General features: G+C 37.2%; 24 protein-coding genes and 1 riboswitch. Of the genes, 16 read left to right on the top strand and 8 right to left on the bottom strand.

What is annotated here, in order from left to right; translation table 11 throughout:
• Positions 1-8 precede the first annotated feature (8 nt).
• Genes AHA02nite_RS09520 through thiE form a run of 3 tightly spaced genes read left to right on the top strand, consistent with a single transcriptional unit; the run spans position 9 to position 2,497 of the window.
• Positions 9-1,028 carry a thiazole biosynthesis adenylyltransferase ThiF gene (locus tag AHA02nite_RS09520; protein WP_146816722.1) on the top strand — a complete coding sequence of 340 codons (1,020 nt, stop codon included), beginning with the start codon at positions 9-11 and terminating at the stop codon, positions 1,026-1,028.
• 15 nt (positions 1,029-1,043) lie between these two features.
• Complete coding sequence (thiD, locus tag AHA02nite_RS09515; RefSeq protein ID WP_146816720.1) at positions 1,044-1,850, top strand: bifunctional hydroxymethylpyrimidine kinase/phosphomethylpyrimidine kinase; 807 nt, start codon at positions 1,044-1,046, stop codon at positions 1,848-1,850.
• Positions 1,847-2,497, top strand: a complete 651-nt coding sequence (gene thiE / locus AHA02nite_RS09510) for a thiamine phosphate synthase (protein ID WP_146816718.1) — start codon at positions 1,847-1,849, stop codon at positions 2,495-2,497. Before thiD ends, thiE begins: the two co-directional genes overlap by 4 nt.
• 50 nt (positions 2,498-2,547) lie before the next feature.
• Here the strand turns inward: thiE and AHA02nite_RS09505 are convergent, their stop codons facing one another.
• Entirely contained in the window at positions 2,548-3,627 is a 1,080-nt protein-coding gene (locus AHA02nite_RS09505) for a metallophosphoesterase (protein ID WP_146816716.1), read from the bottom strand.
• A gap of 143 nt (positions 3,628-3,770) precedes the next feature.
• On the opposite strand from AHA02nite_RS09505, the gene AHA02nite_RS09500 reads away from it, so the two are divergent.
• The 5 genes from AHA02nite_RS09500 (at position 3,771) to AHA02nite_RS09480 (ending at position 7,858) form a co-directional block, all read left to right on the top strand.
• A complete protein-coding gene (locus AHA02nite_RS09500; RefSeq protein WP_146816714.1) occupies positions 3,771-4,250 on the top strand; it encodes an NUDIX hydrolase in 480 nt (159 codons plus the stop codon).
• Positions 4,240-4,515 (top strand): GNAT family N-acetyltransferase, encoded by a 276-nt coding sequence (locus AHA02nite_RS09495; RefSeq protein WP_246118844.1) that lies wholly within the window; start codon positions 4,240-4,242, stop codon positions 4,513-4,515. Before AHA02nite_RS09500 ends, AHA02nite_RS09495 begins: the two co-directional genes overlap by 11 nt.
• Before the next feature lie 3 nt (positions 4,516-4,518).
• Positions 4,519-4,977 (top strand): NUDIX hydrolase, encoded by a 459-nt coding sequence (locus AHA02nite_RS09490; RefSeq protein ID WP_146816711.1) that lies wholly within the window; start codon positions 4,519-4,521, stop codon positions 4,975-4,977.
• A gap of 127 nt (positions 4,978-5,104) precedes the next feature.
• Positions 5,105-6,298, top strand: a complete 1,194-nt coding sequence (locus tag AHA02nite_RS09485) for a YncE family protein (protein WP_146816709.1) — start codon at positions 5,105-5,107, stop codon at positions 6,296-6,298.
• Between the two features lie 108 nt (positions 6,299-6,406).
• A complete protein-coding gene (locus AHA02nite_RS09480; protein WP_146816707.1) occupies positions 6,407-7,858 on the top strand; it encodes a GGDEF domain-containing protein in 1,452 nt (483 codons plus the stop codon).
• Positions 7,859-7,890: 32 nt separating this feature from the next.
• Here the strand turns inward: AHA02nite_RS09480 and AHA02nite_RS09475 are convergent, their stop codons facing one another.
• Both AHA02nite_RS09475 and dapA read right to left on the bottom strand, forming a co-directional pair.
• The gene (locus AHA02nite_RS09475) at positions 7,891-11,091 is read right to left on the bottom strand and encodes a DEAD/DEAH box helicase (RefSeq protein ID WP_146816705.1); all 3,201 of its coding nucleotides are present in this window, start codon (positions 11,089-11,091) and stop codon (positions 7,891-7,893) included.
• Between the two features lie 149 nt (positions 11,092-11,240).
• Positions 11,241-12,131 (bottom strand): 4-hydroxy-tetrahydrodipicolinate synthase, encoded by an 891-nt coding sequence (gene dapA, locus AHA02nite_RS09470; RefSeq protein WP_146816703.1) that lies wholly within the window; start codon positions 12,129-12,131, stop codon positions 11,241-11,243.
• 114 nt (positions 12,132-12,245) lie between these two features.
• A riboswitch (Lysine riboswitch) is annotated at positions 12,246-12,425 on the bottom strand.
• A 203-nt stretch (positions 12,426-12,628) separates the two neighbouring features.
• Between dapA and AHA02nite_RS09465 the strand changes: the two genes are divergently transcribed.
• From AHA02nite_RS09465 to AHA02nite_RS09455, 3 genes are all read left to right on the top strand, one after another.
• Positions 12,629-13,405 carry a Cof-type HAD-IIB family hydrolase gene (locus tag AHA02nite_RS09465; protein WP_146816701.1) on the top strand — a complete coding sequence of 259 codons (777 nt, stop codon included), beginning with the start codon at positions 12,629-12,631 and terminating at the stop codon, positions 13,403-13,405.
• 137 nt (positions 13,406-13,542) lie between these two features.
• Positions 13,543-13,872 (top strand): S-Ena type endospore appendage, encoded by a 330-nt coding sequence (locus AHA02nite_RS09460; RefSeq protein WP_146816699.1) that lies wholly within the window; start codon positions 13,543-13,545, stop codon positions 13,870-13,872.
• 130 nt (positions 13,873-14,002) lie between these two features.
• Positions 14,003-14,815 (top strand): S-Ena type endospore appendage, encoded by an 813-nt coding sequence (locus AHA02nite_RS09455; RefSeq protein WP_146816697.1) that lies wholly within the window; start codon positions 14,003-14,005, stop codon positions 14,813-14,815.
• 9 nt (positions 14,816-14,824) lie between these two features.
• Here AHA02nite_RS09455 and AHA02nite_RS09450 read toward each other — a convergent pair whose 3' ends face one another.
• The gene (locus AHA02nite_RS09450; RefSeq protein WP_146816695.1) at positions 14,825-15,202 is read right to left on the bottom strand and encodes an S-Ena type endospore appendage; all 378 of its coding nucleotides are present in this window, start codon (positions 15,200-15,202) and stop codon (positions 14,825-14,827) included.
• Between the two features lie 126 nt (positions 15,203-15,328).
• Complete coding sequence (locus tag AHA02nite_RS09445) at positions 15,329-17,143, bottom strand: S9 family peptidase (RefSeq protein WP_146816693.1); 1,815 nt, start codon at positions 17,141-17,143, stop codon at positions 15,329-15,331.
• A 128-nt stretch (positions 17,144-17,271) separates the two neighbouring features.
• Here AHA02nite_RS09445 and AHA02nite_RS09440 point away from each other — a divergent pair, with 128 nt between their 5' ends.
• Positions 17,272-17,655, top strand: coding sequence for a hypothetical protein (locus AHA02nite_RS09440; RefSeq protein WP_146816691.1), 384 nt, complete (start codon positions 17,272-17,274; stop codon positions 17,653-17,655).
• Between the two features lie 34 nt (positions 17,656-17,689).
• Here AHA02nite_RS09440 and AHA02nite_RS09435 read toward each other — a convergent pair whose 3' ends face one another.
• The 3 genes from AHA02nite_RS09435 to guaC form a co-directional block, all read right to left on the bottom strand.
• Positions 17,690-19,210, bottom strand: coding sequence for a glycine betaine uptake BCCT transporter (locus AHA02nite_RS09435; protein ID WP_146816689.1), 1,521 nt, complete (start codon positions 19,208-19,210; stop codon positions 17,690-17,692).
• A 79-nt stretch (positions 19,211-19,289) separates the two neighbouring features.
• Positions 19,290-20,432, bottom strand: coding sequence for a trans-sulfuration enzyme family protein (locus tag AHA02nite_RS09430; protein WP_146816687.1), 1,143 nt, complete (start codon positions 20,430-20,432; stop codon positions 19,290-19,292).
• A 90-nt stretch (positions 20,433-20,522) separates the two neighbouring features.
• Positions 20,523-21,506, bottom strand: a complete 984-nt coding sequence (gene guaC, locus AHA02nite_RS09425) for a GMP reductase (protein ID WP_146816685.1) — start codon at positions 21,504-21,506, stop codon at positions 20,523-20,525.
• Between the two features lie 176 nt (positions 21,507-21,682).
• On the opposite strand from guaC, the gene AHA02nite_RS09420 reads away from it, so the two are divergent.
• The 4 genes from AHA02nite_RS09420 to AHA02nite_RS09405 all read left to right on the top strand — a co-directional run bounded on the left by AHA02nite_RS09420 (position 21,683) and on the right by AHA02nite_RS09405 (position 24,751).
• Positions 21,683-22,123, top strand: coding sequence for a DUF2243 domain-containing protein (locus tag AHA02nite_RS09420; protein WP_146816683.1), 441 nt, complete (start codon positions 21,683-21,685; stop codon positions 22,121-22,123).
• A 5-nt stretch (positions 22,124-22,128) separates the two neighbouring features.
• A complete protein-coding gene (locus tag AHA02nite_RS09415) occupies positions 22,129-22,929 on the top strand; it encodes a cytochrome c oxidase assembly protein (protein ID WP_146816681.1) in 801 nt (266 codons plus the stop codon).
• A 437-nt stretch (positions 22,930-23,366) separates the two neighbouring features.
• Positions 23,367-23,906: a DUF402 domain-containing protein gene (locus AHA02nite_RS09410; RefSeq protein WP_146816679.1), complete on the top strand. Its 540-nt coding sequence runs from the start codon at positions 23,367-23,369 to the stop codon at positions 23,904-23,906.
• A 38-nt stretch (positions 23,907-23,944) separates the two neighbouring features.
• Entirely contained in the window at positions 23,945-24,751 is an 807-nt protein-coding gene (locus AHA02nite_RS09405) for a nucleotidyltransferase domain-containing protein (RefSeq protein ID WP_170236044.1), read from the top strand.
• The last annotated feature ends 72 nt before the right edge of the window (positions 24,752-24,823 follow it).

Here is a 24,823-nt window from a genome sequence, read left to right as displayed (position 1 = left end):
GCCATCAGATGCAGGAACGTTACTCAAGGCAAATACTATTTGACGGGATCGGGGAAGAAGGACAACAAAACTTGCAGAAAAAACACGTCTTAATTGTCGGTGCAGGAGCTTTAGGAACAGGCAATGCTGAAATTTTAACCCGCGCAGGTGTCGGTCGAATAACGATTGTTGATCGTGATTACGTAGAGGTAAGTAATTTACAAAGACAACAGTTATATACCGAACATGATGCCAATGACAGAATACCGAAGGCGGTTGCCGCTCAAAAAAGGTTACGCGACATTAACCTTGATGTTGAAGTGGACGGGAAAATCATGGACGTTACTGTGGAGGAAATCGATCGGCTTGTTTCTAATGTGGATTTAATTATTGATGCGACTGATAACTTTGATATTCGTTTTTTAATTAATGATGTTGCACAAAAATACGGTGTTCCATGGATTTACGGTGGGTGTGTTAGTAGTTATGGGCTAAGTTTTACGATTATACCTGGTGAGACGCCTTGCTTGAATTGTTTACTTGAAACGATCCCGCTCGGTGGTGCGACATGTGATACTGTTGGCGTCATTGCACCAGCAGTTCAAATGGTTGTTGCCTACCAATCAGCTGAAGCATTGAAAATTTTAGTCGAAGATTTTGAAGCGGTTCGTCAAAAGCTCGTTTCATTTGATTTATGGAAAAATGAGCAGTCTGCCATTGATGTTAGTCGTTTGAGAAAGGAAGACTGCCCATCGTGTGGAGAACCTCCAACTTATCCATATTTATCATATGAAAACCAGACGAAAACAGCAGTTCTTTGTGGTCGTAACACGGTACAAATTCGACCGCCTAAAAAAGTTAACCGTGATTTAAACGCTTTAGTAACACAGTTAGAAAATCAAGGTGGGGCCATTGAACAAAACCCATTTTTAGTCTCATATCAATCTGAAGACAGGCGCGTTGTCTTTTTCAAAGATGGGCGCGTACTTATTCACGGAATGAAAGATATAGTAGAAGCGAAAAAAATCTACCATCAATTATTAGGTTAATAGGGAGGAATAGGAGTGACGGTAGTCAAAGCATTAACGATCGCTGGTTCTGACTCTGGAGGAGGAGCTGGCATTCAAGCAGATTTAAAAACGTTCCAAGAATTAAAAGCATATGGAATGTCAGTCCTAACAGCTGTTACAGCGCAAAACACGTTAGGCGTACAAGGCGTTTATCCTCTAACGGTAAGCCAAGTTGAAGAACAGTTAGATTCAATTGGAGAAGATTTAAAGCCTGATGCATTAAAAACGGGGATGTTATTTAGTGCAGAAATTATTGAAGCTGTAGCGAAAAAGATCCAACAATATGACATGAACAATGTTGTTATTGATCCTGTTATGATTGCGAAGGGTGGCGCAAAATTGTTACAAGATGAAGCAATCGATGCAATGAAAAAGCATTTAATACCAGTTGCAACCGTTGTAACACCAAACATCCCTGAAGCTGAAGCAATTACAGGTCTAACATTAAATTCTATGGACGATCGAAAAGAAGCGGCCAAACGTTTATACCATTTAGGCGCTCAAAATATCATCATTAAAGGAGGTCACGGTGAAGAAAAAGAAGTAATCGACCTTATATACGATGGTGAGACTTTTACACAATTAATAAATGACCGTCAGATTACAGAAAACACACACGGTACAGGGTGTACATTTGCAGCTGCCATCGCCGCTGAACTTGCAAAAGGTGCAGATAGTCTAGATGCCATTCGTGTTGCAAGGGAATTTATTCAAGTTGCGATTGAAGATGATTTACACATTGGATCTGGTCATGGACCAACGAATCATTGGGCATTTCAAAGTAGGAGAGCGAAAGTATGATTAAACAAAACAACATAAAACAACAGCTGGAAATATACCTTGTCATGGGCAGTCAAAACTGTAAACATGACCCTGTTGAGACGTTAAAGAAAGCTATTCAAGGCGGTGTGACGTTTTTTCAATTCCGAGAAAAAGGAAAAGGTTCTAGAACAGGTGAAGGAAAGATCGAATTAGGACTTCAGCTTAAAGAAGTTTGCCATCAACATGGCGTTCCTTTTATTGTTAATGATGACCTTGGACTTGCAATAGAGTTAGACGCAGACGGATTACATATCGGCCAAGAAGACGGGGATATGAAGAAAATTAAAGATTCCCTTAAGAGTCATCAATTATTTGGGGTTTCGACTCACAATGTAAAAGAAGCGTTGGAAGCTCATAGAATAGGCGTAGACTATATCGGCGTTGGGCCTATGTTTAATACGGCAACGAAAGATGATATCGAGGAAGTCAGAGGTCCTGTCGTCATCAAGGAGATTAGAGAACAACTGCCTGACATACCGCTTGTTGGAATTGGCGGGATTAAACATGATAATGCGTCACAAGTTATTGAGGCAGGCGCAGATGGGGTGGCAGTGATCTCGGATATAGCTCAAGCTGATGTTCCGATGAAAGCTGCTGAACAGATATTAAAAGACGTAATATATTAATTTTATTATTAAGAGCATTAAATAACCTATAGTCATTTAATGCTCTTTAATTATATACAACTCTTTGGTACCCAACCAACTTCGCCGTTTTCCTTTTTAATTAACGTATACCCCTCACAACTGTGATCTAAGATACATACTTTCTCATTAGCGTTGACGGAAAGGATGGTAGTACTTACTTCATTTGTTTTAGCTTTGTCCCTATTACGATCTTTTAAATATTCATTTTTAATCCATTGTTTTATATTGAGACTAATATTTTTACATAATGTGAAGTTTTCTTCTTCTTTAATAATAGATACTTCAAAGTGGGGATAACTTACTGTTCCCTTAATTGGTTGTGTAGGTGTGTAATCTCTTTGTATGTAAGATTGATAGGGTAATGAGTCAACGAACCTATAGGAAAAATGGTCATCTTCAATGATTAAAGCATTTAGTTGACCGTCTCTTTTAATTTTATTGCCGCCATCGATGGCAATAATTCGCTTATCATAGTCAATCAATGGATTATTGGAACTTATGTCATTTATACGATAATTAGATACAGGCCAATGACCTACGATTACTATTTTCTGTTCTGAATGTCCTTTTTCATAGAAAGAAGAAGTAGTTAATGCTGCCTTTTCATCAGTTTGCTCCAAAGTTTCATTTAACCCTGCATGAATGATAATGGATTGTTCTGTTTCATAAGCTGTAGGTAATGAATCTAACCAATCTATTTCTTCTTTAAAGTTCTTATAATAATAATTAGCTAAATCGTTTATGTCGTGAAAGTCGTCTAATGCCTGATCATTCACCTCTAGCATTTCATTAAGGATAGATTTTCTACCGTCTTTCATATAGTCTAAAATGGCTTCGTGACCTTCAAAAACATAACGGTGGAGAATATCACAATTACCTTTCGTCACGAATACTCGCTCAGACTTTGATGATAATTGTCTTACATAATGAATCACGCCAAGACTGTTGTCACCTTTCTCACAAAGATCACCATTTATAAATAAGTAATCGTCAGTTGTATAATCAACTTTATTTAATAGTTTTTTGAATAAATCTAAACTACCATGAATATCTGATATTAAAATGATTCGTCTGTTCTTTTCTAAGTTCAACTTCGTAACATCAATCAATGTGTTCTCTCCTATCATTCAATGCTTCTCATATAATATCATAAAATTAAGAATGTTTTGTCGTACTTTCTAATTTTAGGAAGGTGGATGTAAATTTTTGTAGAATTACTTTATATTAAGACCAAAATTTAGGAGGTAATAAGGTGTCCTTTCCAACACATATAGTTGCATGCGGTGGAATTGTTGTAGATGAAGGTGGAAATATTCTTCTTGTAAAAGAGAATCATGGTGGTTGGGTCTTTCCTGGTGGGCAAGTTGAAGTCGGTGAAAATCTTGAAGATGGTGTCATTCGAGAGGTGAAAGAAGAAAGTGGAATTGATGTTGTCGTATCTCACTTAGTGGGAGTTTATTCAAATACAGGGATTCATAAGTGGCATGATGGTGTAACAGATGTTCCAACAAAAGTTATGTTTGACTTTGTTTGTGAGCCCATTGGTGGTGAGTTAACCACTTCAGAAGAAACAACTGACAGCAGATGGGTACCGAAGAATGACGTGTTAGACTGGATTGAAGCTTCAGCCATTCGTACACGATATCAAAGCTATTTAGATGATGAGCGAGTGAAGTATATGGATTATTTAACAAGACCAAATTTTGAAGTGAAAAGAGATCGTGAAATTTAATGCATATGATGATTTCGACCAGTTAATAGGTTTTGCTGCATACGATGTGTTTGAAGGAAAGAAAGGCTACATAGGCCCAATAGGAGTAACTTCTTCTAATAGAATAGGTGGAGTAGGATATGCTTTATTACATTATTGTTTACGAGATATGAAGAAGATTGGTTATGCGTATGCTGTTATTGGTGGTGCGGGGCCAATTGAGTTTTTTGAAAAGGCTTGTGGTGCAGTTGTCATTCCATCAACTTATACAACAAATGAGGTGTAAAAGGTGGTCAAGTTACAAAGCCATGGTGTCGAGTTTGTGAGTTTTATTGAAGTTTCTGAAGCCCAAATAGACCAATACGAACCGATTAAAGGCTCATATGCTATCATCAACTGCCAGGGTAAACTTTTAATCTGTTATAACATTTGGCGTGGGCAATGGGAGTTCCCAGCTGGTAGTCGAGAAGGTGAGGAAACACCAAAGAGTTGTGCAAAACGAGAACTTTATGAAGAAACAGGTCAAGAGGTTAAGAACCTTACATTTAAAGGACTTTTGAAATCAAAAGTTATAAAGAGTGGAGCCGTTAAATACAATCCAGTATTCTATGGAGAACTAGAAGAGTTGCAACCATTTAAAACGAACGACGAAACTTCTAATATTATGCTATGGGATGGCTTAGAACCGATCGATTCATTTGATGCTCTGGATATAAGATTATTAGATTTTATTTTAGTAAACATTTAAGCGTGTGGTTTTCACACGTTTTTTTTATTTTGTAGGAAACTTATTTTAACTGTTACATACAATGATTAAAAGAAAAGGAATTCCGAGTAAACAGGTAAGTTATTGAGGGATGGAAGGAGATTAAACGTTGAAAGGTTATAAAATTTGGTTTGGTTTAGTTTTAGTTATGTTAATGACTGTTGTTGCTTGTCAAAGTGGTGAACAAGAGCCGGAAGAAGTCGAAGAGGAAACTGAAGAAGAGGTTGAAGAGATAGATGAATCTCAGTCAGAGGAAGAAGACCAAGAAGAGGTAACGGCTGAAAGTGAAGAACGACCGCAATATGAAGTATGGATTGCTGATCAAGGGACGAATGAAATTCATATTATTGACGGGGTTACTCATGAAATCATAGATATGGTTGATTTTGGAGACGTTGGTGATAAACCACATATGCTTGTTTTTGATAGTGCAGGTGAATATGGGTATTCAGCTAATATGGGGTCTGGTACGGTATCTGTAATTAGAGCAGAAGAACGTGAAGTGGTAGCGACTCTTGAAACGGATGAAGGGGCGCACGCTGCAGTACCAACACCTGATGGAAGCCGTGTACTTGTAGCCAATACACCGGGTGAATCGATGACTGAGATCTTAATTGATCATGACAATGAAGAATATGCTGTTGGTCGTCACCTTGAACTAACTGAAGTAGATTTGCTACAAGATGAAGAAGAGTTTCCGAATCATCGACCAATTTGTTTAGAGTATACAGCAGATAGTAGTAAAGCTTATGTCACGTTAGGTGGCGGTGGATTGTTTATTATGGACGTTGAAGAATTTGAAGAAGTAAAAGCTTTTGGTAAATCAGATATTGGTGCACATGGTTGTGGAACAATTCTTTCACCGGATGGAAAACATATGTTTGCCAACTCAGGTTCAACTGAGTTAGCTGAGTATTATGTGTTTGATACTGAAACAGATGAGTTGATTTATACAGGTGAAACAGGTGGAATTGATGCTCATGGAGTTCAGTTTACGCCAGATGATGAGTATTTATGGATGCTTAACCGTGTAACAGACGATGCTTCAATTATCGATCCTGAAACATTTGAAGTTATTGAAATGGTTGATTTTGTAGGAGATGCACCAGATCTACTCGTTTTCAGTCCAGATGGTAAGTATGCTTATATTTCGTTACGTGGTCCTGAACCAGCAACAGGAACGCACGATATGGCAGGGGATACACCAGGTGTTGCGATTATTGATGTTGAAAGTAAAGAGAAAGTTGGTTTAATCGAGTTAAGTGGTGACCCTCACGGTATTGATTTAAGAGTATTAGACTAAACAGAGAAGGGGAGGTTCCTCTTCTCTGTTTTTGTTTAATTTCAATATAGTAATATGGTACTATTAATGAAATAGTTCTTTAGATTGATAGATGAGAGGAAGTTATCTATGAACACATCAAGAAAATTCGCGATTATAACCATTGTCACTATAGTTACTATTCTTTTAATTTGGATTGCTATATTTGAACATAACCAATATGTGAGACTTGTTGGAGCATCAGTTATTCCAACGATCGGTGGCAGTATTGCTTTAGTATGGCTTTTGAAGGCTTATAAAAGGTTGAACACAAATAATCGGCATTTTTGGTTGTTGTTAAGTTTAGGAATGTTATTTTACGTTTTGACTAATGTCGTTTGGTTATCTCGTCAACTAACAAGCAGTACAGAACAATTTAGCGATTTTGCAGGATTTTTATGGATTATGGCATATGCGTTTTTCTTTTTGGCACTTGTTTATAAAGTCCATTTAATCAGTGTTTATAAGGCTGGTCAGCAGTTTGTCTTTAATATTATTATTTTAATAACTGTGGCGACTTCTTTAAGTGTTTATTATTTAATTAATCCAATTTTATCTTTTATTAATTCGCCAATAGAGGTTAATAATTTAACCATTATTTATCCTTTACTAGATTTAGTGATTGTTTCAATGGTTCTTATTTTATACTATTTATCTCGTCAGGCTAATAATACGAACCGTTATATTGCTTTAGGTTTTATCATTTTAGTTTTTGCAGATTCGTTTTATATTTACTACGTCATTCATGATGCTTACCGTTTAGGTGGATACATTGATCCATTTTGGCTATTAGCTATTTTATTAATCGGCTATGCTAGTTTTTATGCTGAGGAGCATGTTGAGGTAGGGGACAAAGAGCAAGAGAACCGTTTAGTTCTAAAAAATGAAGTATATCCTTCAATTCTTGTTGTAGTTTTAGCCTTACTCGTTTTTCATAGTTACGATTGGAAAATGAATGCTCTTGGAATTGGGTTATTTTTTATCTTTGTTCTTATTCTTGTACGAAACATGATCTTATTACGTCATAATCAAAATTTCATGGAAGAGTATAAGTATTTAGCTTACCATGACTCCTTAACAGGAATGTATAATCGTTCAAAGTTTAGAGAAGACCTAAACAAAGCTTTTGAAACTGATGAAAAAGTAGGTTTAATTGTTTTAGATTTAGATGGTTTTAAAGATGTGAATGATCAATATGGTCATCATATAGGCGATGATTTATTGCAATCTGTAGCCGAACGCCTCATTCGTTCTGTAAAGGGTAAAGGGAGAATCTACCGTATTGGCGGTGACGAGTTTGTAATTATCTCTAAGGATGCAGATCGACAAAAGTGTGAGCAAATAGTTGAACAAATCCTAGACACTCTTAATGCGCCGGTTGAAATTGACGGACATGTATTACGTGTTACACCTAGTCTAGGTATTAGTCTATATCCTGATGATAGTAAAGGTGCTATAGAATTGTTTCAATATGCTGATGCGGCTATGTATGGAGCTAAAAAGAGTGGGAAGAATGGTTATAAATTTTATCACAACCTTTAAGAAAAAAATCTCAGCCATAGAGCTGAGATTTTTTAGACATTAAGCAGTTCACGAATATCTTGTTCGCTAAGGCTTTGGAATGTCGTTTCACCTGGTTGTATAATATTTTCGATTAACTCACGTTTACGTTGTTGTAAGGAATGGATTTTCTCCTCAATTGTTCCTCTCGTAATGAGACGGAATACTTGGACGACGTTTTGTTGTCCCATTCGGTGCGCACGTCCTGCTGCTTGTTCTTCAACGGCAGGGTTCCACCATAAGTCATATAAGATGACGGTGTCTGCCCCAGTTAAGTTAAGCCCCGTTCCACCAGCTTTTAATGAAATGAGGAAAATATCTTTCTCACCTTCATTAAATCGTTCAACCATTTCAACGCGATCTTTGGAAGGTGTTTGTCCGTCTAAATAAAAAGCGTCCTGATTTGATTCGGATAACTTGTTGTGAATAATTTTAAGCATGCTCGAAAATTGTGAGAAGATTAATATCCTCTTGCCACTTTCACGTGCTGTTTCGACCATTTCGAGTAATTGATTGAGTTTACCAGATTCTCCGTCATAATCTTCAATGAAGAGTGATGGGTGACAGCAAAGCTGGCGCAGTCGAGTTAACCCGGCTAATATTTTCATCCTGTTCTTTTGGAACCCTTCTGTCGATAAAGCGTTAGCTGCTTCACCTTGAATTTTTTCTAAGTAACCGAGGTAAAGCTGTTTCTGTTTCGTTGTCAGTTCTGAATGTTGGACTGTTTCGATCTTATCGGGTAATTCAGTTAATACATCTTCTTTAATTCTTCTTAATATGAACGGTCGGCTCATTCTTGAAATTTGTTCTTCCGATAAGTTACGGAATTCTTTTTTCGCTGGGAAGAAGCCTGGTAAAATAACGTCAAATATCGACCAAAGCTCATCGAGTGAATTCTCAATTGGTGTCCCGCTTAGTGCGAAACGTTTTCTAGCTCGAATAGCTCTTACAGCTTTAGCTTGTTTCGTTAAGCTGTTTTTAATCGCTTGTGCTTCATCTAAAATTAGCGTTGAAAACTGCATCGATTGATAGTGCTCGATATCTTGTCGAACTAAAGGGTATGACGTAATAATCACGTCGTATTGATCGACATGTTTTAATACGGTTTCACGCTCTCCGACTGAACCATGAACGACTTTAATGTTCATAGTTGGGGCAAACTTCTCAAATTCAGCTTGCCAGTTATAAACTAAAGAAGCTGGCGCTACAATGATTGCTGGTTGAGCGCTTGCATTTTCATCTTTTTCAGACTGAAGAAAAGCGATTGCTTGTAGCGTCTTACCTAACCCCATGTCATCGGCTAAAATGCCACCAAATTGATAACGGCTCAGCGATTTCAACCATTGGAATCCGACTTTTTGATATTCTCGCATGTCGGCATTTAGTGATGATGGAATAGTAGCCTCAAAGTTTTCTGGGTTTTTAATGTCTTGAATGAGCTTTTCAAAAGCTTCGTTATACTTTCGTTTTAACCCTTGAGAGATCTCGTCGATTTGTAGTCCACGATAGGCCGGAAGCTGTATTGTTCCTTCGTTAATGTCTTGTGTGTTTAATCGAAGTTCTTTTAACATGTGTGACATTTCGGCAAAAGAATCGTCCTGAAGTGGCACGTAAGACCCGTTCGGTAAGCGGTAAAAACGCTTCTTCTCAACGACAGATTGGATGATTTGACTAATTTCACTCTGGTCAATGTCACCAAGGTCAAAATCAACTTCTAAAAAGTTTTCGCCAGAGTCGTATTCAACGTTTACTGTCGGATATTCAATGTCGTCTAATAATAAGTTTCTAACCGTTTGAGTTGAATAAATTGCTATGGACTCATCTAGTTGAGGAAGAACATCATATAAAAACGTAAAAACTTCTTCTTCATCATCTAAATAAAGCTCTTGGCCATTGAACTTAAATGATGCATATTCAATTAAACTCATAATTTTATTCTCTTCAACGACATCACGGACTAAAATGTGATCATGATTTTGCTTTTGTATGTGATCTGGTTGCATTGGATCAATAACGATATCATCATAATTGTAACGAACGTTAGCCGTTAACCGGTCTTCATCAAGGTCTAAATGTATCGTCGCTTGAAGAGATGGGTTAACGATGGATTGCTGCACTTCTTCAGACATTTGTACTTGACCGAGTTCTTCTAAGTTAGGAATAACATGTGAGATGAACGAATCAGCTTGTTGTTTTTTTATTGGGACTGATGCTTGCTTACTTCTGTATAAAAGCTTATACAAGTCGTTCATAATGTTCATTTGTTTGTTATTAAGTTTGAAAAAGGTTTCGCTTTCACGAATGATCCCATAATCTTTGAAGTATTGAGCATCATGAAAGTCTTCTAAAGATAACTCGTATTGCTCTTCATTTTGGTTTAATGAAAATTGGAATGGCGTACCATTTTCAACCCAATTGATCTCACCGTAATATTCGTTATTATATTCTAGCTGACAATGACAGTCCGCAAGTGCTCGTAGTAATTGTTGGGCGATTACAGGCGGAATAGTCATAGCTTTAGAACTTGGTGGTGTTTGCCACCTATTATCATAAAATACATCGTTACGGTACATTTCGAGTAATAAATTCACCGCTCGTTGGTCTTCATCAGTAAACTGATGAAGTTCAGGGTCATAGCTAAAGTTCGGTGTGAAATAGTGTTCTTTTTGCTCATTTACACTTTCTAAAAACTTTTTCAAGCTTTTGACGACATATGTTCTTCCAACCCCTAGTTTCATTTCTATAGACAACATATGATCATGTAACAACGGGTCATAAGGTTTTAAAATAAACTCAACTTGTAACGTATCTTTGTTAGTTGAAGTTCCTTGAAGGTGGTTAGAAAGTAATTGAATCATTTCAGTTGAATAATCACGTTGTTCTTGAAAACTATTGTATCGTTTAAGACGGCTATGAATGTCGTCATAATGTGTAATCTCTGCTTCTAGTTGATTTGAAATTTTAAGTAAAACAGCAACAGAATGTTTACATTGATTATATTGACTGTGAGCAGGGCAGTCACAAGAATAGGAAACTTGCGAAGAGTCAACTTTCACTTTTACATTATATAGCTCACTTCCAAGAACTCTCGCTTGGTATTGATCAATATCCTCATTATATTGCATATGAACAACTTTTCCTAGATTATAATAGACTAATCCTCTCTGATAGACTGTGGTAGAAAATAAGTCTTGTATCCAACGATCCGTTAACATCAAACTATACCTCAATTCTATTGATCTTACTATTATGTATTTATTTCTATCATAACATTAGTAGTATTGACTTTATAACTGTTTCTCATAACAGACAACATAAAAAAAAGAACAAGCGATCACATCACTTGTTCTTTTAAAAAGGTTTATTAGCCAACGTCTTCTTGGCTTCTATACTCGTTAATTAATTGTGTTAGTGAAGCGCGTTCTGTGTCGTTTAACGGGATAAGTGGTAAACGAACACCGCCAACTGATACACCGATTTGGTTCAATGCTTCTTTAACTGGTGTTGGGCTTGGTGCTGAGAACATCGCATTCATAAACGGTACGATATAACCATGCATTCTAGAAGCAAATGCGACATCTCCGTTGTGTAGTGCATTTAACATTTGTTGCATCTCATTACCAATCACATGTGCTGATACTGAAACAACACCTGTACCACCTATTGCAACGGTCGGTAATGTTTGACTGTCTTCACCTGTGTATAAAGTGAATTCAGGAGCAGTGTTGTTAATAATGGTAGTCACTTGGTCTAAGTCACCGCTTGCTTCTTTTACTGATACAATGTTTTCGATTTGTGATAGACGAATAATCGTATCTGGTGACATGCCAACAGCACTACGGCCTGGAATATTGTAAAGCATTACTGGTAAGTTAATGCTATTTGCGATTGTACCAAAGTGTTGGTACATACCTTCTTGGGATGGTTTGTTGTAATATGGTGTTACTAACATAACCGCGTCAACACCAATTGATTCTGCTTCTTTAGAAAGTTCAATTGATTCTCTAGTGTTATTAGAGCCAGTACCTGCAATAACTGGCACACGCCCGTTAACTTCATCAACTGTTAGACGGAATAAATGTAATTTTTCTTCATGTGTTAATGTTGGTGATTCACCTGTTGTTCCTGCAACAACTAAACCATCTGATCCGTTTTGGATTAAATAGTTAATCAAACTTCTTGTTGCATCGTAGTCGACTTCACCATTTTGATCGAATGGCGTTACCATTGCTGTAATTACTTGACCAAAATTCATGATACACACACCCTTTTCAATAAAATTTGTAAATCGTTCACCTCTAGGTGTGGAGGACCAAAAAAGCAACAACGAGAGGGCTCGTTGTTGCTTAAGAACATCATGTAGTCCTAAGTCAGAGATAGCCCTCCATATAGTCTCCTATATGACAGCTCTGCATCTTTTAAATATCAGAACCAGCTTCACGATTGTGAGAATCATTAAAGCTTCGGCAAATTCCCCTTTTCATATGCTTCAAAAGAGCTCACTCTCTTCCACATATGTACTCATGGTTTTTGCTCCTCTATCCTTACTTTAAAAAAGTTTAAAATAAGAAAGGTTTTATTTAGTTACCTATAATGTACCAAAGTAGATTTAAAAATACAAGCAAAAACCATGAAATTATTAATAAATATAAAGAATTGTGAGTAAAAATTAGTTTTGCTTTTAAGTTGGCATATTATATAGCCTCATATATAATGATGGGGAATTTCATTATTTCGATGGAGGCATTAATTATGACAAACCAACATATCGTTTTCTTTGATATAGACGGTACCCTTTTAGATGAAGAGAAAAACTTACCACTTTCAGCTAAACAAGCAATCCAACAATTAAAAGACAACGGTCATGAAGTTGCAATCGCAACAGGAAGAGCTCCTTTTATGTATGAAGATCTTAGAGATGAATTAGGCATTGATACATATGTTAGTTTCAATGGCCAGTATGTTGTGTTGAAAGGTGAAGTAATCTATAAGAATCCATTAGATACAAAGTCACTTGAAAGAATGGTGGATGAATCGATTAAAAATAACCACCCAGTCGTTTATATGGATCATGTAGATATGAAGGCTAACGTACCTGAACATGATTACATTACTGAGAGCATATCTTCTCTTAAAATAGATCAGTTTCCAACATATGACCCGGAGTATAAAAATCGTGAACTTTATCAAGCGCTCATTTTTTGTGAAGAGGGTGAAGAAGCGGTGTATGAAAAGCAATTTGACAACTTTGATTTCATTCGTTGGCATGAGCTATCAACAGATGTCATTCCAGCTGGTGGGTCAAAAGCAGAGGGGATTGAAAAAATCATTGAACGTTTAAATATTTCGAAAGAGCGTGTTGCGACATTCGGTGATTCGTTAAATGATCTTGAAATGTTGTCACAGTATCCTTTAGGAGTGGCGATGGGGAATGGTCATGACCGAGCTAAGAAAGCTGCAAGCTATGAAACGAAACACGTCGATGAAGATGGTGTGATGAATGGTTTGAAGTTAATCGGCTTAATTTAATTATAAACGGAAAGAGGGCATTTCTATAAATAGAGATGCCCTTTTATTTTTGTTTGCACAAGAGTACATACAAAAGTAGAGTCTATTGAATTTACTATAATAGAACAGCCAAATATGGCAGTTGGGAGGGAGTTCCTATGAGTTGTTGTCCTGAACCTCAGGTGGTGACCGTTCAGACATGTAATACATTTAATACAGATGCTGTAGCAGCGGATGCGGTCCAAATCTTTGAGCATGCAAACGGGCGTGCTTCAGGATATGTAACGTTAGCAAACTTTAATGCTAGTGGTGATGAGGCGAATGTTAGTACTGACGCCGCTGGTACTGAAATTATTGCAACAGCTGAACAAGATAGTAGTTTTACAGTTTATGTACCGGATTTACAAGAGTTGTATGTGTTTTCTACTGGTGGTGAAACAATTATTGGTCAAGTAACGGTCAATGTAATTCAAACATCACGCCCATAATTTATAGAGCTCACTCAAGCTTTTTTCTTGGGTGAGTTCTTCACTCTTACATAGATAAAGGTAAATATACAATCATATATTGTGAAATTACATATATTAGGTGATAGAAGTTTAGTTGAGGTGTGGTTGGATGGCTGAGTATTGTATTAATGTCGAAAAAGTATATGATTGGATCACGTTTGATTGGCATAAGCAATTATGCGCTATAGTCCCATGTCCAAGTCATATCGTAACAGATGATGTTTGTGGCAACTTTTTATTATCTAACGTTAATGAGAAGGTGAAATTGTGGGAATCTACACTTGATGACCCTATATCAGGGACAATTTCATTAAATTTAGAGTATGGTGATTTAAGTTATTTATCTGTTTTCATAAATGGTAAAGAAGTAGAGACAGAAGGAATGCAATTATCACAAACGTCAAGGAACATAAGGATGCTTGAGGTGAGGTTAAACCGTCCATCATTACCGATAAGAGGTAAGTATTGCTTAATCTTGCATTATAACTTTTTTCATTTTCCTAACATGAACAAAGAGGTTATCGAAGTTGAGGATAAAGCTGTAAAATTGACTTGTAAGGAAATAGCGTCTCGAAAGTGTAAGGAAATCAGGTTGCCTGATGGACGCCTGATCATTTTGCAGGAAGTCTTTTTGTTAATAGAAGGCGCAATTAAGTTGATCTACGAAGGTAAAGCTTGTGTAGTGCCTTTTAAATTCACGCGAACTCTTTTGTTATGTGCTCCAGCCGGGACTAAGGTTGTATGTGACTTAATATCGTTTCATTCTCAGGTTACGCATGTTCGAAGGTCTAAGGATTGTTATCGAATAGATTTAGAAGTTGACTTGTGTATTGAAGTTAAAGTCGTCTACAAAACGACAGTTAAAGTTCCGGCTAACCAGTGCTTGCCACGTATAGCAGGGGTGGATATAGAAGAGCAGTGAAGTATGTCGTCACTCCACTGCGTAATGAAGGTCTATACAGTACTTCCCTTCACATCTGTTGCGGTTTTGATTTTGGTTAGGACAAACAATGGCAACAGAGTTTAAGTTTAAAACAGTAAGTGACCGTGTGTTACCATTTGAAACTTGAAATTGTTCTGTTGTAAAATCTTCTCTTGTTATGATGACAGTTAAATCTTCGTCACAACTATGCCCGTAATAAATACTTACAGTACCAGCTGACTGGGCTCCACCAGCAAAAAAACTAGGGTCCAACTGCCACAATATATGCATCTCTCCATCACAAGGAACTAAAAAATTGCCACAAAAATCATCTGACACTAAGCTGTGCCCTGGTTTATCAAAGTGACATGTTGTACAATTTCCCATCATCTACTCTCCTTTACAAGTAGTCTCTATTAAAGTATATGAATAGAAAGAAACATTGGTTGGACGATAAAATGCTCGATAATATAAAAGGGCAGCCATCTTAATGACTACCCTTTTAAGTCGGTTTTACATATGTTGGTCTAGAAATTGTTTAATAGCTTGATATCCCTTGATTCTGTTATTCCTTTTAGTAAATCCATGGCCCTCATCATCAAAGATGATATACTCAACAGGCACGTTGTTATCTTTAACAGCTTCTACAATTTCATCTGATTCTTCTTGAAGAACTCTTGGATCATTAGCTCCTTGTAAGACGATCAGTGGCTTTGAAATGTTCTTAGCATGGAATAGAGGTGAAATGCTTCTAATGTATTCATTCTCTTCGTATGGATCACCAATTTTCTTATATAAAACATCGCGCATTGCTTCCCACCAAGGTGGAATACTTTTCAATGTTCGCTCCCAATTTGAAACGCCGAAAATATCAACGCCTAATTCAAACTCCTCGGGTTGAAAAGCCATGGCTGCAAGGACCATGTACCCTCCATAACTACCGCCAATAATCCCGATACGATTTTCGTCAATATACTCTAGGGAGGCTAAGTAGTTTTTACCTTCAATACAATCTTGAAGGTCTACTTCTCCGTGCTTTTTGTCAGCTGCTTTGAAAAACGTCTTACCATATCCAGAACTACCACGGTTGTTAACAGCTAAGATGGCATAACCATGATTCGCTAAGTATTGAAACAGAGGATTATAATCGACAGTTGACTGTCCACCTGGTCCACCGTGGACAAAGACGAGCGCTGGTATCTTTTCATTATGTTCAAGGTGAGGTTTATAATATATTGCAGGAATCGATAAGTCGTCGAACGATGAATAATGGACGACTTCAGCCTTCACCAAATCGTTTGGATTCATTTCTGGGTTTAACGTGTCAGTTAAACGAGTAAGGGATTTTGTTGTTAAGTTATAACAATATAGATTGCTCGGTGCATTTGAACTGTTCAATGTGAAAGCTAGTTTCCCTTCATTTTTTGAGATCGACACACTACTTATTTGTCCTTCGGGTAAATTTTCTATTTCAACATAATTGCCAGTAGCTGTATCCAATAGTTTAACTTCTGTTTTTCCATTGTTGTTAATAGCGTAAATAAGATATTTATAGTTATAAGAGAATTTAGCCATTACAATATCCCAATCCTCAATGGCAACTGTCTCAGTTGATTGAGTGGTTAAATTCATACGCTTTAAGTATGAGAACTCATGGTTTTCATCTGTTAAATAGTATAGATGATTTGAAGATTGGTCGAATGTTACAGGAAGGTAGTCAACATCACCTACATGTTCTGAAATATGCTTAATCCCGTATTCCTTAGAATAAATGTACATGTCTGAATTATTAGGTTTGTCCGTTTTGTATAGAGCAATATATTTCTTGTTAGGTGAAACCGATGCAATGTTATAGCCTTCTTCATTTTTGAAAACCAGTTGAGAAGTGAAGGAATCAATGTCCATTTCGTATAAATCCATGAATCGTTCATCACGCTTATTTGATTCATAGAAGAAACTTCTCTCGTCTTCAGCCCACCCGAAAAATTCTGCTTTTGCTTGTTCACTAGGTGTTAAGTCTGTTACTTTACCGTTTTCTTCACGTAAGTAAATGTGGTTTAATTCATTTCCCCCTTCATCACTTTCATATAAGAAACGTTTGTCTTGAGGAAAGTAGCTAATCGGGAAGATAGCGTTCGTCGCCGACTCTGTTAATTGAGTCGGTAGCATGTCCTTAATCTGAATGGAAAACGCATTAAATACACCTGTTTGATCACTAGCATATAAAATGGAAGAGCCATCATGAGATAAAGCAGCCCCTGCAATATTCTCTGTGTTTTGAAATTGTTCGATTGTGTACTTTTTTACCGCTTTAATGTTTTCAGACATCAAAATCGCCTTCTTTCTTATAGTCATTAATTCACTTTAAACCTATTCTATTTCGTATTGCTAAATTCCTTCTTTTAGGATATATTTGGAATTGTGTATAGTTATTAATTAAGGGGTGTTTACAGACAGTGAAAAAATTATTAATAATTGGTGTACTTATATTTTTATATGGTTGCGGAACAGCTGGAGCGGGTAATGATTTGAGTAACGAACATGAAGTGTATATCGCTAATGATGAAGGGGAAAAAGTCGCGACTATGTCAGACTTTGAAGGAGCATCAACAACTGATATTGAAAATCAAGATTATGAAGCACTAGTAATTGAATTTTATGACGCAAGCTTAGTTAAAGAATTTACAGAAGAGCATCAGGGTCAGTATTTACCTGTATATTTAGATGATGAAGTCCTTGCTAAACCTAGAGTAGGCGCACCAATTGAAAGTTCAAGTTTAGTGGTTGATGGTTTAGAAGTTGAGAAAGTCGAAAAAGTAAAAAAGATTTTAAATAACTAAAGGTCTAGAGCTTAACAAACTCTAGACCTTCTTTTTACTTTTCTTGCTTTTTAATATCACCAATACCAAGCTCTTTTCCTTCTTTATAGATCGCTTTAACGAAGCTGACTACCATGAGTAACATGATAACTGAGAAAGGTAGAGCGGCGACGATCATCGTATTCTCTAGAGCTTGTAGACCACCTGTGTAAAGTAAGGCTAAAGCAGTTGCAGATAAAATAACACCCCAGATTAGCTTGATTCTTCTACCTGGATGGTGCGAACCATTCGTTGTCATCATGCCTAATACATACGTACCTGAGTCAGCAGATGTAATAAAGAATGTACTAATTAAAATAATCGCAATCACTGATGCAACCATACCGAATGGATAGTGAGAAAATACTCCAAACAACATTTCCTCAGTTGCTAAGTTCGATAGTGTATCAACACCGTTGTGTTCAAGCGAAATTGCTGAACCACCGAAAGTTGAAAACCATAAAAATCCGATCAGTGAAGGAATAATGAGAACAGTAAAGACAAATTCTCTTATGCTTCTGCCACGCGATACTCTGGCGATGAAGATTCCGACAAATGGTGACCAAGCAATCCACCATGCCCAATAGAAAATTGTCCACGCGTCAATCCACTCGCGAACTTCTTCATTAAGTGGTGCTATTCGGAAGCTCATTGTGGGTAAGTTTTGCACGTAACTACCTATTGAGTTTGTAAACATATTCATAATAAATAAAGTAGGTCCAACTATAATCATAAATAAAAATAGAAGGACAGCTAGTACCATGTTGACGTTACTTAAAATTTTAATCCCTTTAGCAAGCCCGGTCCAAGCAGAGATCATGAATAATACGGTTACGACTGAAATGATGATAAGTTGTAGCATAAAACCACTTGGGATATCGAGTAAGTATGCTAACCCACCGTTTATTTGAACTGCCCCAAACCCTAGTGTTGTAGCTACACCAATGACGGTAGCGATCACTGCTAATATATCAATTATTTTACCAGGACTACCTTCCATACTCTTTCTACCGAATAATGGATGCAGTGTAGCGCTTATTAATCCTGATCTGTCATGTCTGAAGCTAAAATAAGCTAAAATTAATGCGACTATTCCATATATCCCCCATGCATGAATTCCCCAATGAAAAAATGTATAGTACATGGCTTCTTTCACTGCTTGATCTGTTCCGAGCTCACTCGCTGTAGGCGACATCAAGGAGTAGTGGTTTATTGGCTCAGCAGATCCCCAAAAGACTAACCCAATCCCCATACCAGCACTAAACAGCATAGCAATCCATGTTGGGCGGCTGAACTCTGGTTTTTCATCTTGTTTACCTAGTTTAATTTTCCCTAGAGGAGTAATTAAAAACACTAAACAAACGATCGTGAAAAAGGTAACAGCCAGTAAATAATACCAGCCAAAAGATTCTGATATAAATGCTTGTACATTAGTTGTGATCTCTTCAAGTCCATCTGGCCAAAAAATACCTAGACCAACGAGTATTAGCATGATGGCTAAGGAAGCTATAAATACAGTAGTCATTTTTTCGCGCATAAAAGTTGTGCTCCTTTCTTCACGTATTGTTTGAAGAAAAGAGCACATATATTCCTAAACTTGGGTATGGTAAATAGTGTTATTTTGCAGTTTGTACAGCTTTCAACAACTGGCTGATGATGTCTTGAGCTTCTTCAATCCCTATTGAGATTCGAACGACGTACTCGTTAATGCCTACCGTTTGTCGTTCTTCATCAGTTAGGGCGCGGTGAGATGTCGCAATAGGGTATGAAACCGTCGTCTCCACACCAGCGAGCGTTGGTACAATTTTGATCCAATCTAATGATTTGAAAAACGTGTCCACATTAACGTGGTGAGCTAACTCAATTGTTACGATCGCACCATGACCATTCTCAGAAACATTTTGAGGGTAGTAAACTTGTTTGATGTCTTCTGATTGTTGTAGTTGTCCAGCTACAGCATTTGCATTTTCTGATTGCTGTTTCATTCTTAATGCTAACGTTTTTAAACCGCGTTGTGTTAACCAAGCTTCAAATGGGCTTAAGTTAGTACCGAGACCAACGACTTTTTGATTGGCTTTATTAATTAATTCTTCATGTCCGACGACAACACCTGAAGTAACATCGCTATGACCGCCGATATACTTCGTAGCACTATGGGCGACTAGATCAACTCCTTGTGTGTATGGTTGTAAAAGGTACGGAGTCGCAAATGTGTTATCGACCATTGTCTTTAAATTATGCTCTTTGGCTATGTTAACGAGTTGCTCAATGTTTTCTACACGTAAAAATGGGTTTGTGATTGATTCAGTATATAACAACTTCGTATTTGGTTGGATTGCTTCTTTGATTGCCTTTTCAGAACTAAAGTCAACAATCGTGTATTCGATACCGAAGCTAGATAACTGCTTTGTGATGAGTTGTTGTGTACCGCCGTATAAGTCTTCAGCTGCCACAATGTGATCACCTGCTTCAACGACTGAGAAAATGCCAGCCATAATTGCAGAAATACCTGAAGATGAAGCGACCCCCGCTGGAGCACCTTCTAACTGGGCCACAGCTTGTCCTAGTTCATTTGTATTTGGATTATTTTCTCTAGTGTATAAATAAGGGACGTCTCCAGCGTAGTAGCTTTCAACATGGTCTAGGTCTTTAAACGTAAAAGCAGATGTTTGATAGATCGGTGTCGATTTAGATTTACCGACATTTTGTTGTGAAATATTATTATGGACGATTTTTGTGTTAAATGATTGCTCTGTCATAATCGCGATGCTCCTTCGTACAAAGTGTATTTTTGCTAGTATATAATAATCGGACAAAATAAAAAAGGTGAGATGAGCTCACCTTTTTAATTATAATACTTTATCACCATTAAAGATTGAATTTTTTACAATGACATAATCAACTTGGCGAATGGAATCAAGTTGTTTGCCACCAGCGTAAGAAATGGCTGATTGCAGGTCTTGTTCCATTTCCGTTAAAGTATCTTGTAATGCCCCTTTATGTTCAACGTGCATTTTTTTACCTTCTACGTTTTTCTTCTCGCCTTTTTGGAATTCTGAAGCAGAACCAAAGTACTCTTTATAAAGTTTTCCGTCTTTTTCTACTGTTTGACCGGGTGATTCTTCATGGCCTGCAAATAACGAGCCGACCATAACCATTGATGCACCAAAACGAATCGACTTGGCAATGTCACCGTGAGTACGAATGCCTCCGTCAGCAATAATTGGTTTTGAAGCGGCTTTAGCACACCAACGAAGAGCTGCTAGTTGCCAACCACCTGTTCCAAATCCAGTTTTAATCTTCGTAATGCATACTTTACCTGGTCCAATACCAACTTTTGTTGCATCAGCGCCTGCATTTTCTAACTCTCTTACAGCTTCTGGCGTTCCGACATTACCAGCAATGACGAAACTTTTCGGTAAGTAATATTTAATGTGTTCGATCATGTTGATGACTAAATCCGAGTGTCCGTGCGCAATGTCGATTGTGATGTAATCAGGCACTAGTTGGTCTTCAGATAATTGTTTAACGAAATCAAATTCATCTTCTTTAACGCCAACACTAATAGATGATACAAGGTTTTGCCTTTGCATATCTTTAATGAAATTCGTTCGTGTTTCTGGATTGAAGCGATGCATGATATAAAAATATCCATTTTGCGCTAAGTGCGTCGCAATATTTTTATCGATAATCGTCTGCATATTGGCAGGTACGACTGGAAGCTTAAAGAAATGGTTACCGAATTGAACCGTTGTATCACACTCTGAGCGACTATTAATAATACATTTGTTTGGGATTAACTGTACGTCTTCATAATCAAACACATTTTCCATTGAGATCTCTCCTTGAATAACGAATGATATTTTTAGTTTGTATTTAATTGTTCGCATTACAATTGTAATTTACATGATTTTGTTATTGATGTCAAAGATCATTTCAGAAAAAAGTGAATAATTATTTGTGAAATGGGCACAATATATAGTTAAAAATGTGTTTAGGAGCGTTTGTTATGAAGAAAAGGAATATATGGTCAGGTATATTATTCGGAATTGGCGTTATGGGATTTATTGATGAGTTAGTCTTTCACCAACTTTTGCAGTGGCATCACTTTTATGACTGGTCGACCACTGAAGTTGGAATTTTTGCAGATGGTCTTTTTAATGCGTTTGCTTGGTTTGCAACGATCGGTGGGTTGTTTCTGTTGGCAGACTTAAAACGACAGCAAATTTTCCAACGGACAAGATGGTGGGGAGCGGTCATTTTAGGCGCTGGAGTATTTCAGTTATTTGATGGCATTGTGTTACATAAAATTTTGCGCGTTCACCAAATCCGCTATGTCGATAATTTGATCGTTTACGATTTAGTTTGGAATATCGGTTCAATCATTTTAATTATTATTGGCATCTTGTTATTAAGAAAAGCGACTCAACATGAAGTGAAAGAAGGGTGATTTGAATGGAGGGGCATGTACATCATTCGAGTTCAGTGTTAGATGTAGATGGGCTTTTGTCACAAGTTTTACTTGCGATTCCTTTTGTTATAGCTTTTGTAATTTACCTATATGCTTATCAAAGGTCAAAAGAGAAAGGTCGAGAGTGGCCGATATATCGACTGGTTTTATTTGTTTTGGGGACGAGTTTAGCACTCGTTTCTGTCATTGGGCCTCTTGGTGTAAGAGCTCATATAGATTTCACCTATCATATGTTAGGTCATTTGTTGCTCGGTATGTTAGCGCCTTTGTTAATCGTTTTATCGGCTCCGATGACGCTAGTCTTACGAGCACTATCTGTTAGGAATGCCAAAAAACTAACGAAGGTTTTACGGTCCAACGTTGCGGGGTTCTTTACTGACCCAATCGTTGCTTCCATTCTAAACATTGGCGGTCTTTGGGTTCTTTATCGTACAGAACTATATATGACGATGCACGAATCACTGCTGCTTCATTTGCTCATTCATATGCACGTGTTTTTAGCGGGCTATTTATTTACGATTTCACTCATTTATTTTGACCCAGTCCCACATCGGAGAACTTATATGTACCGAACGATCGTCTTTATTTTTGCTTTAGCCGGTCATGGCATTTTGTCTAAACAAATTTATGCCTACCCTCCTGCTGGTGTGCCAACTAGCGAAGCCCAAAGCGGTGGGATGCTGATGTACTATGGCGGAGACGTCATCGATGCGGTTATTATTGTTATTTTATTTTATCAATGGTACCAGTCTAGGGCACCGCGATCAGCTGTGATGGCTACTTAGTGTTGGTGAGCGCTGATAAAATGTGTGCGAACGCTGATAAAATTACGTGAGTGCTGATAAAATGTGTGCGAACGCTGATAAAATTACGTGAGTGCTGATAAAAGGTGTGCGAACGCTGATAAAAGTTTACGAGCGCTGATAAAATTTCTCGAACGAACGCCAAATAAATTAAGTGAGCGCCAAAAAAGTTCCACGAACGCCAAATAATATCAGGGAGCGCCAGAAAAGAGTTCACGAGCGCCAGAAAAATTTCATGAACGCCAAAAAGAGAGCCGCGAACGCCAGAAAAATTTCGTGAGCGCCAAAAAAGGTGCCGCGAAGGCCAAATAAATTTCACGAGCACTTATTTATTTTCAAGTCCATCTTCAAGGAAGTAGAACACGATTTGTCGAATAAGGTAGAGAGTGACATTAGTGATTTGGGGAGAGTATCAATAAGTGTTGAAGAGAAGGTATGCCGATCGTTCCGAGTGGGCGAGAGTAAAAGCTAGAGACTATACACAATCATATTTTGATGACGATTATTTTAAAGGGTATGTGACTTTACTAAAAATTAATCAAGTTTCTGAGCCGCTGAAGGTTTCTTATGGAGTTCATGAAATTTGTGTTGTTGATAATGGGTATTTATGGTTACAGCACTTTCCAGAAGGGCAGCATTTTACAGTAACAACAATGTTTAACGCAAAAGGTGAAGTAGTTCAATGGTATATCGATTTATCGCTATGGAATGGTATAGAGAATATCATTCCATATTATGATGATTTATTTTTAGATATAGTCGTTTTGCCGAACGGACAAGTATTTTTGTTAGATGAGGATGAACTTCAACAAGCCTTTAATAAGGGGATTGTTAATAAGGAGATATTTAATCTAGCATACAATGAAGCTAATAGAATCCTTCAGTTAGTTGAGTTGAATCAGCTCGAGGTATTAAAGCTTTATAAAAATCATAAAGACTTATTAATGAGTAAATTGTGATTAATAAAGAAAAAATAGGGATTTGGGGAGGGATGATAGTGAACGGCAATCGCGCTAATTCATTTGTGAATGATCAAGGCTTTATAATAACGGAAGTTTCAAAACAAAACATTTCATCACAATTCGATGAAGTTGTTCACTTAACCATTAATAGTCTTGAGTCCAAGCTAGGATCATATATTCATAGTATATATTTATATGGGAGTGTTGTAGCAGGGAGAGCAATAGTAGGAAAGTCAGACCTTGATGTTTTAGTTGTTTTTAAATACCAGCCAAACGAACAAATATCTAAAGAAATTGATGAACTTTCCCAAGAATTAAGTCAAACATTTAAAGGTAAGTTACGAGAAGTTGGTTTAGCCTATACTTATTTGGAAGAAATACATGAAGGGCCAGATTCTCTTGGGCTGAAAGTATTTTTAAAACATTTATGTGTATGTTTATATGGGAGTGACCTGAGTGTTGATTATCCGTACTATAAACCGACAAAACGAGTTGCTGTAGCATTAAATGGTGATGCACCAGACGTTTTGAACAGGCTTTGGAAGAAATATAGAGAGGGACAAACTGCTTTAGAAAAAGCTCGAATTCAAAGAAGCATTGCTAGGAAGGTCATTCGTACAGGGTCTTGTTTTGCATCTGCAAAAGAAGGTGTCTGGGCTACAGATCGAGAAGATATGGCTAAATTATTTATGAACTGCTACCCCAACAAGGCTGAACAGATAAAAATAGCATTGTATGCTACAGATGAATCTAAAATGATATCAAGTGAACAATTAGAAAAATTAAAATTACTAAGTGACTGGGTATCAGAGGAAGCAAGACATGTTTTTGCAAGTAATTAATGGTGCTAACGGATTGTTAAGGATATAACAAATTATTTAAGAAAAGGAGGAGTTTCATGAAAAAACGCCCAT

Origin of the sequence: Alkalibacillus haloalkaliphilus, assembly GCF_007991275.1 — a bacterium.
GTDB classification, from domain to species: domain Bacteria; phylum Bacillota; class Bacilli; order Bacillales; family Alkalibacillaceae; genus Alkalibacillus; species Alkalibacillus haloalkaliphilus.
The sequence above is the reverse complement of the archived record's forward strand: the minus strand, read 5'-3'. Positions and strand labels throughout refer to the sequence as shown.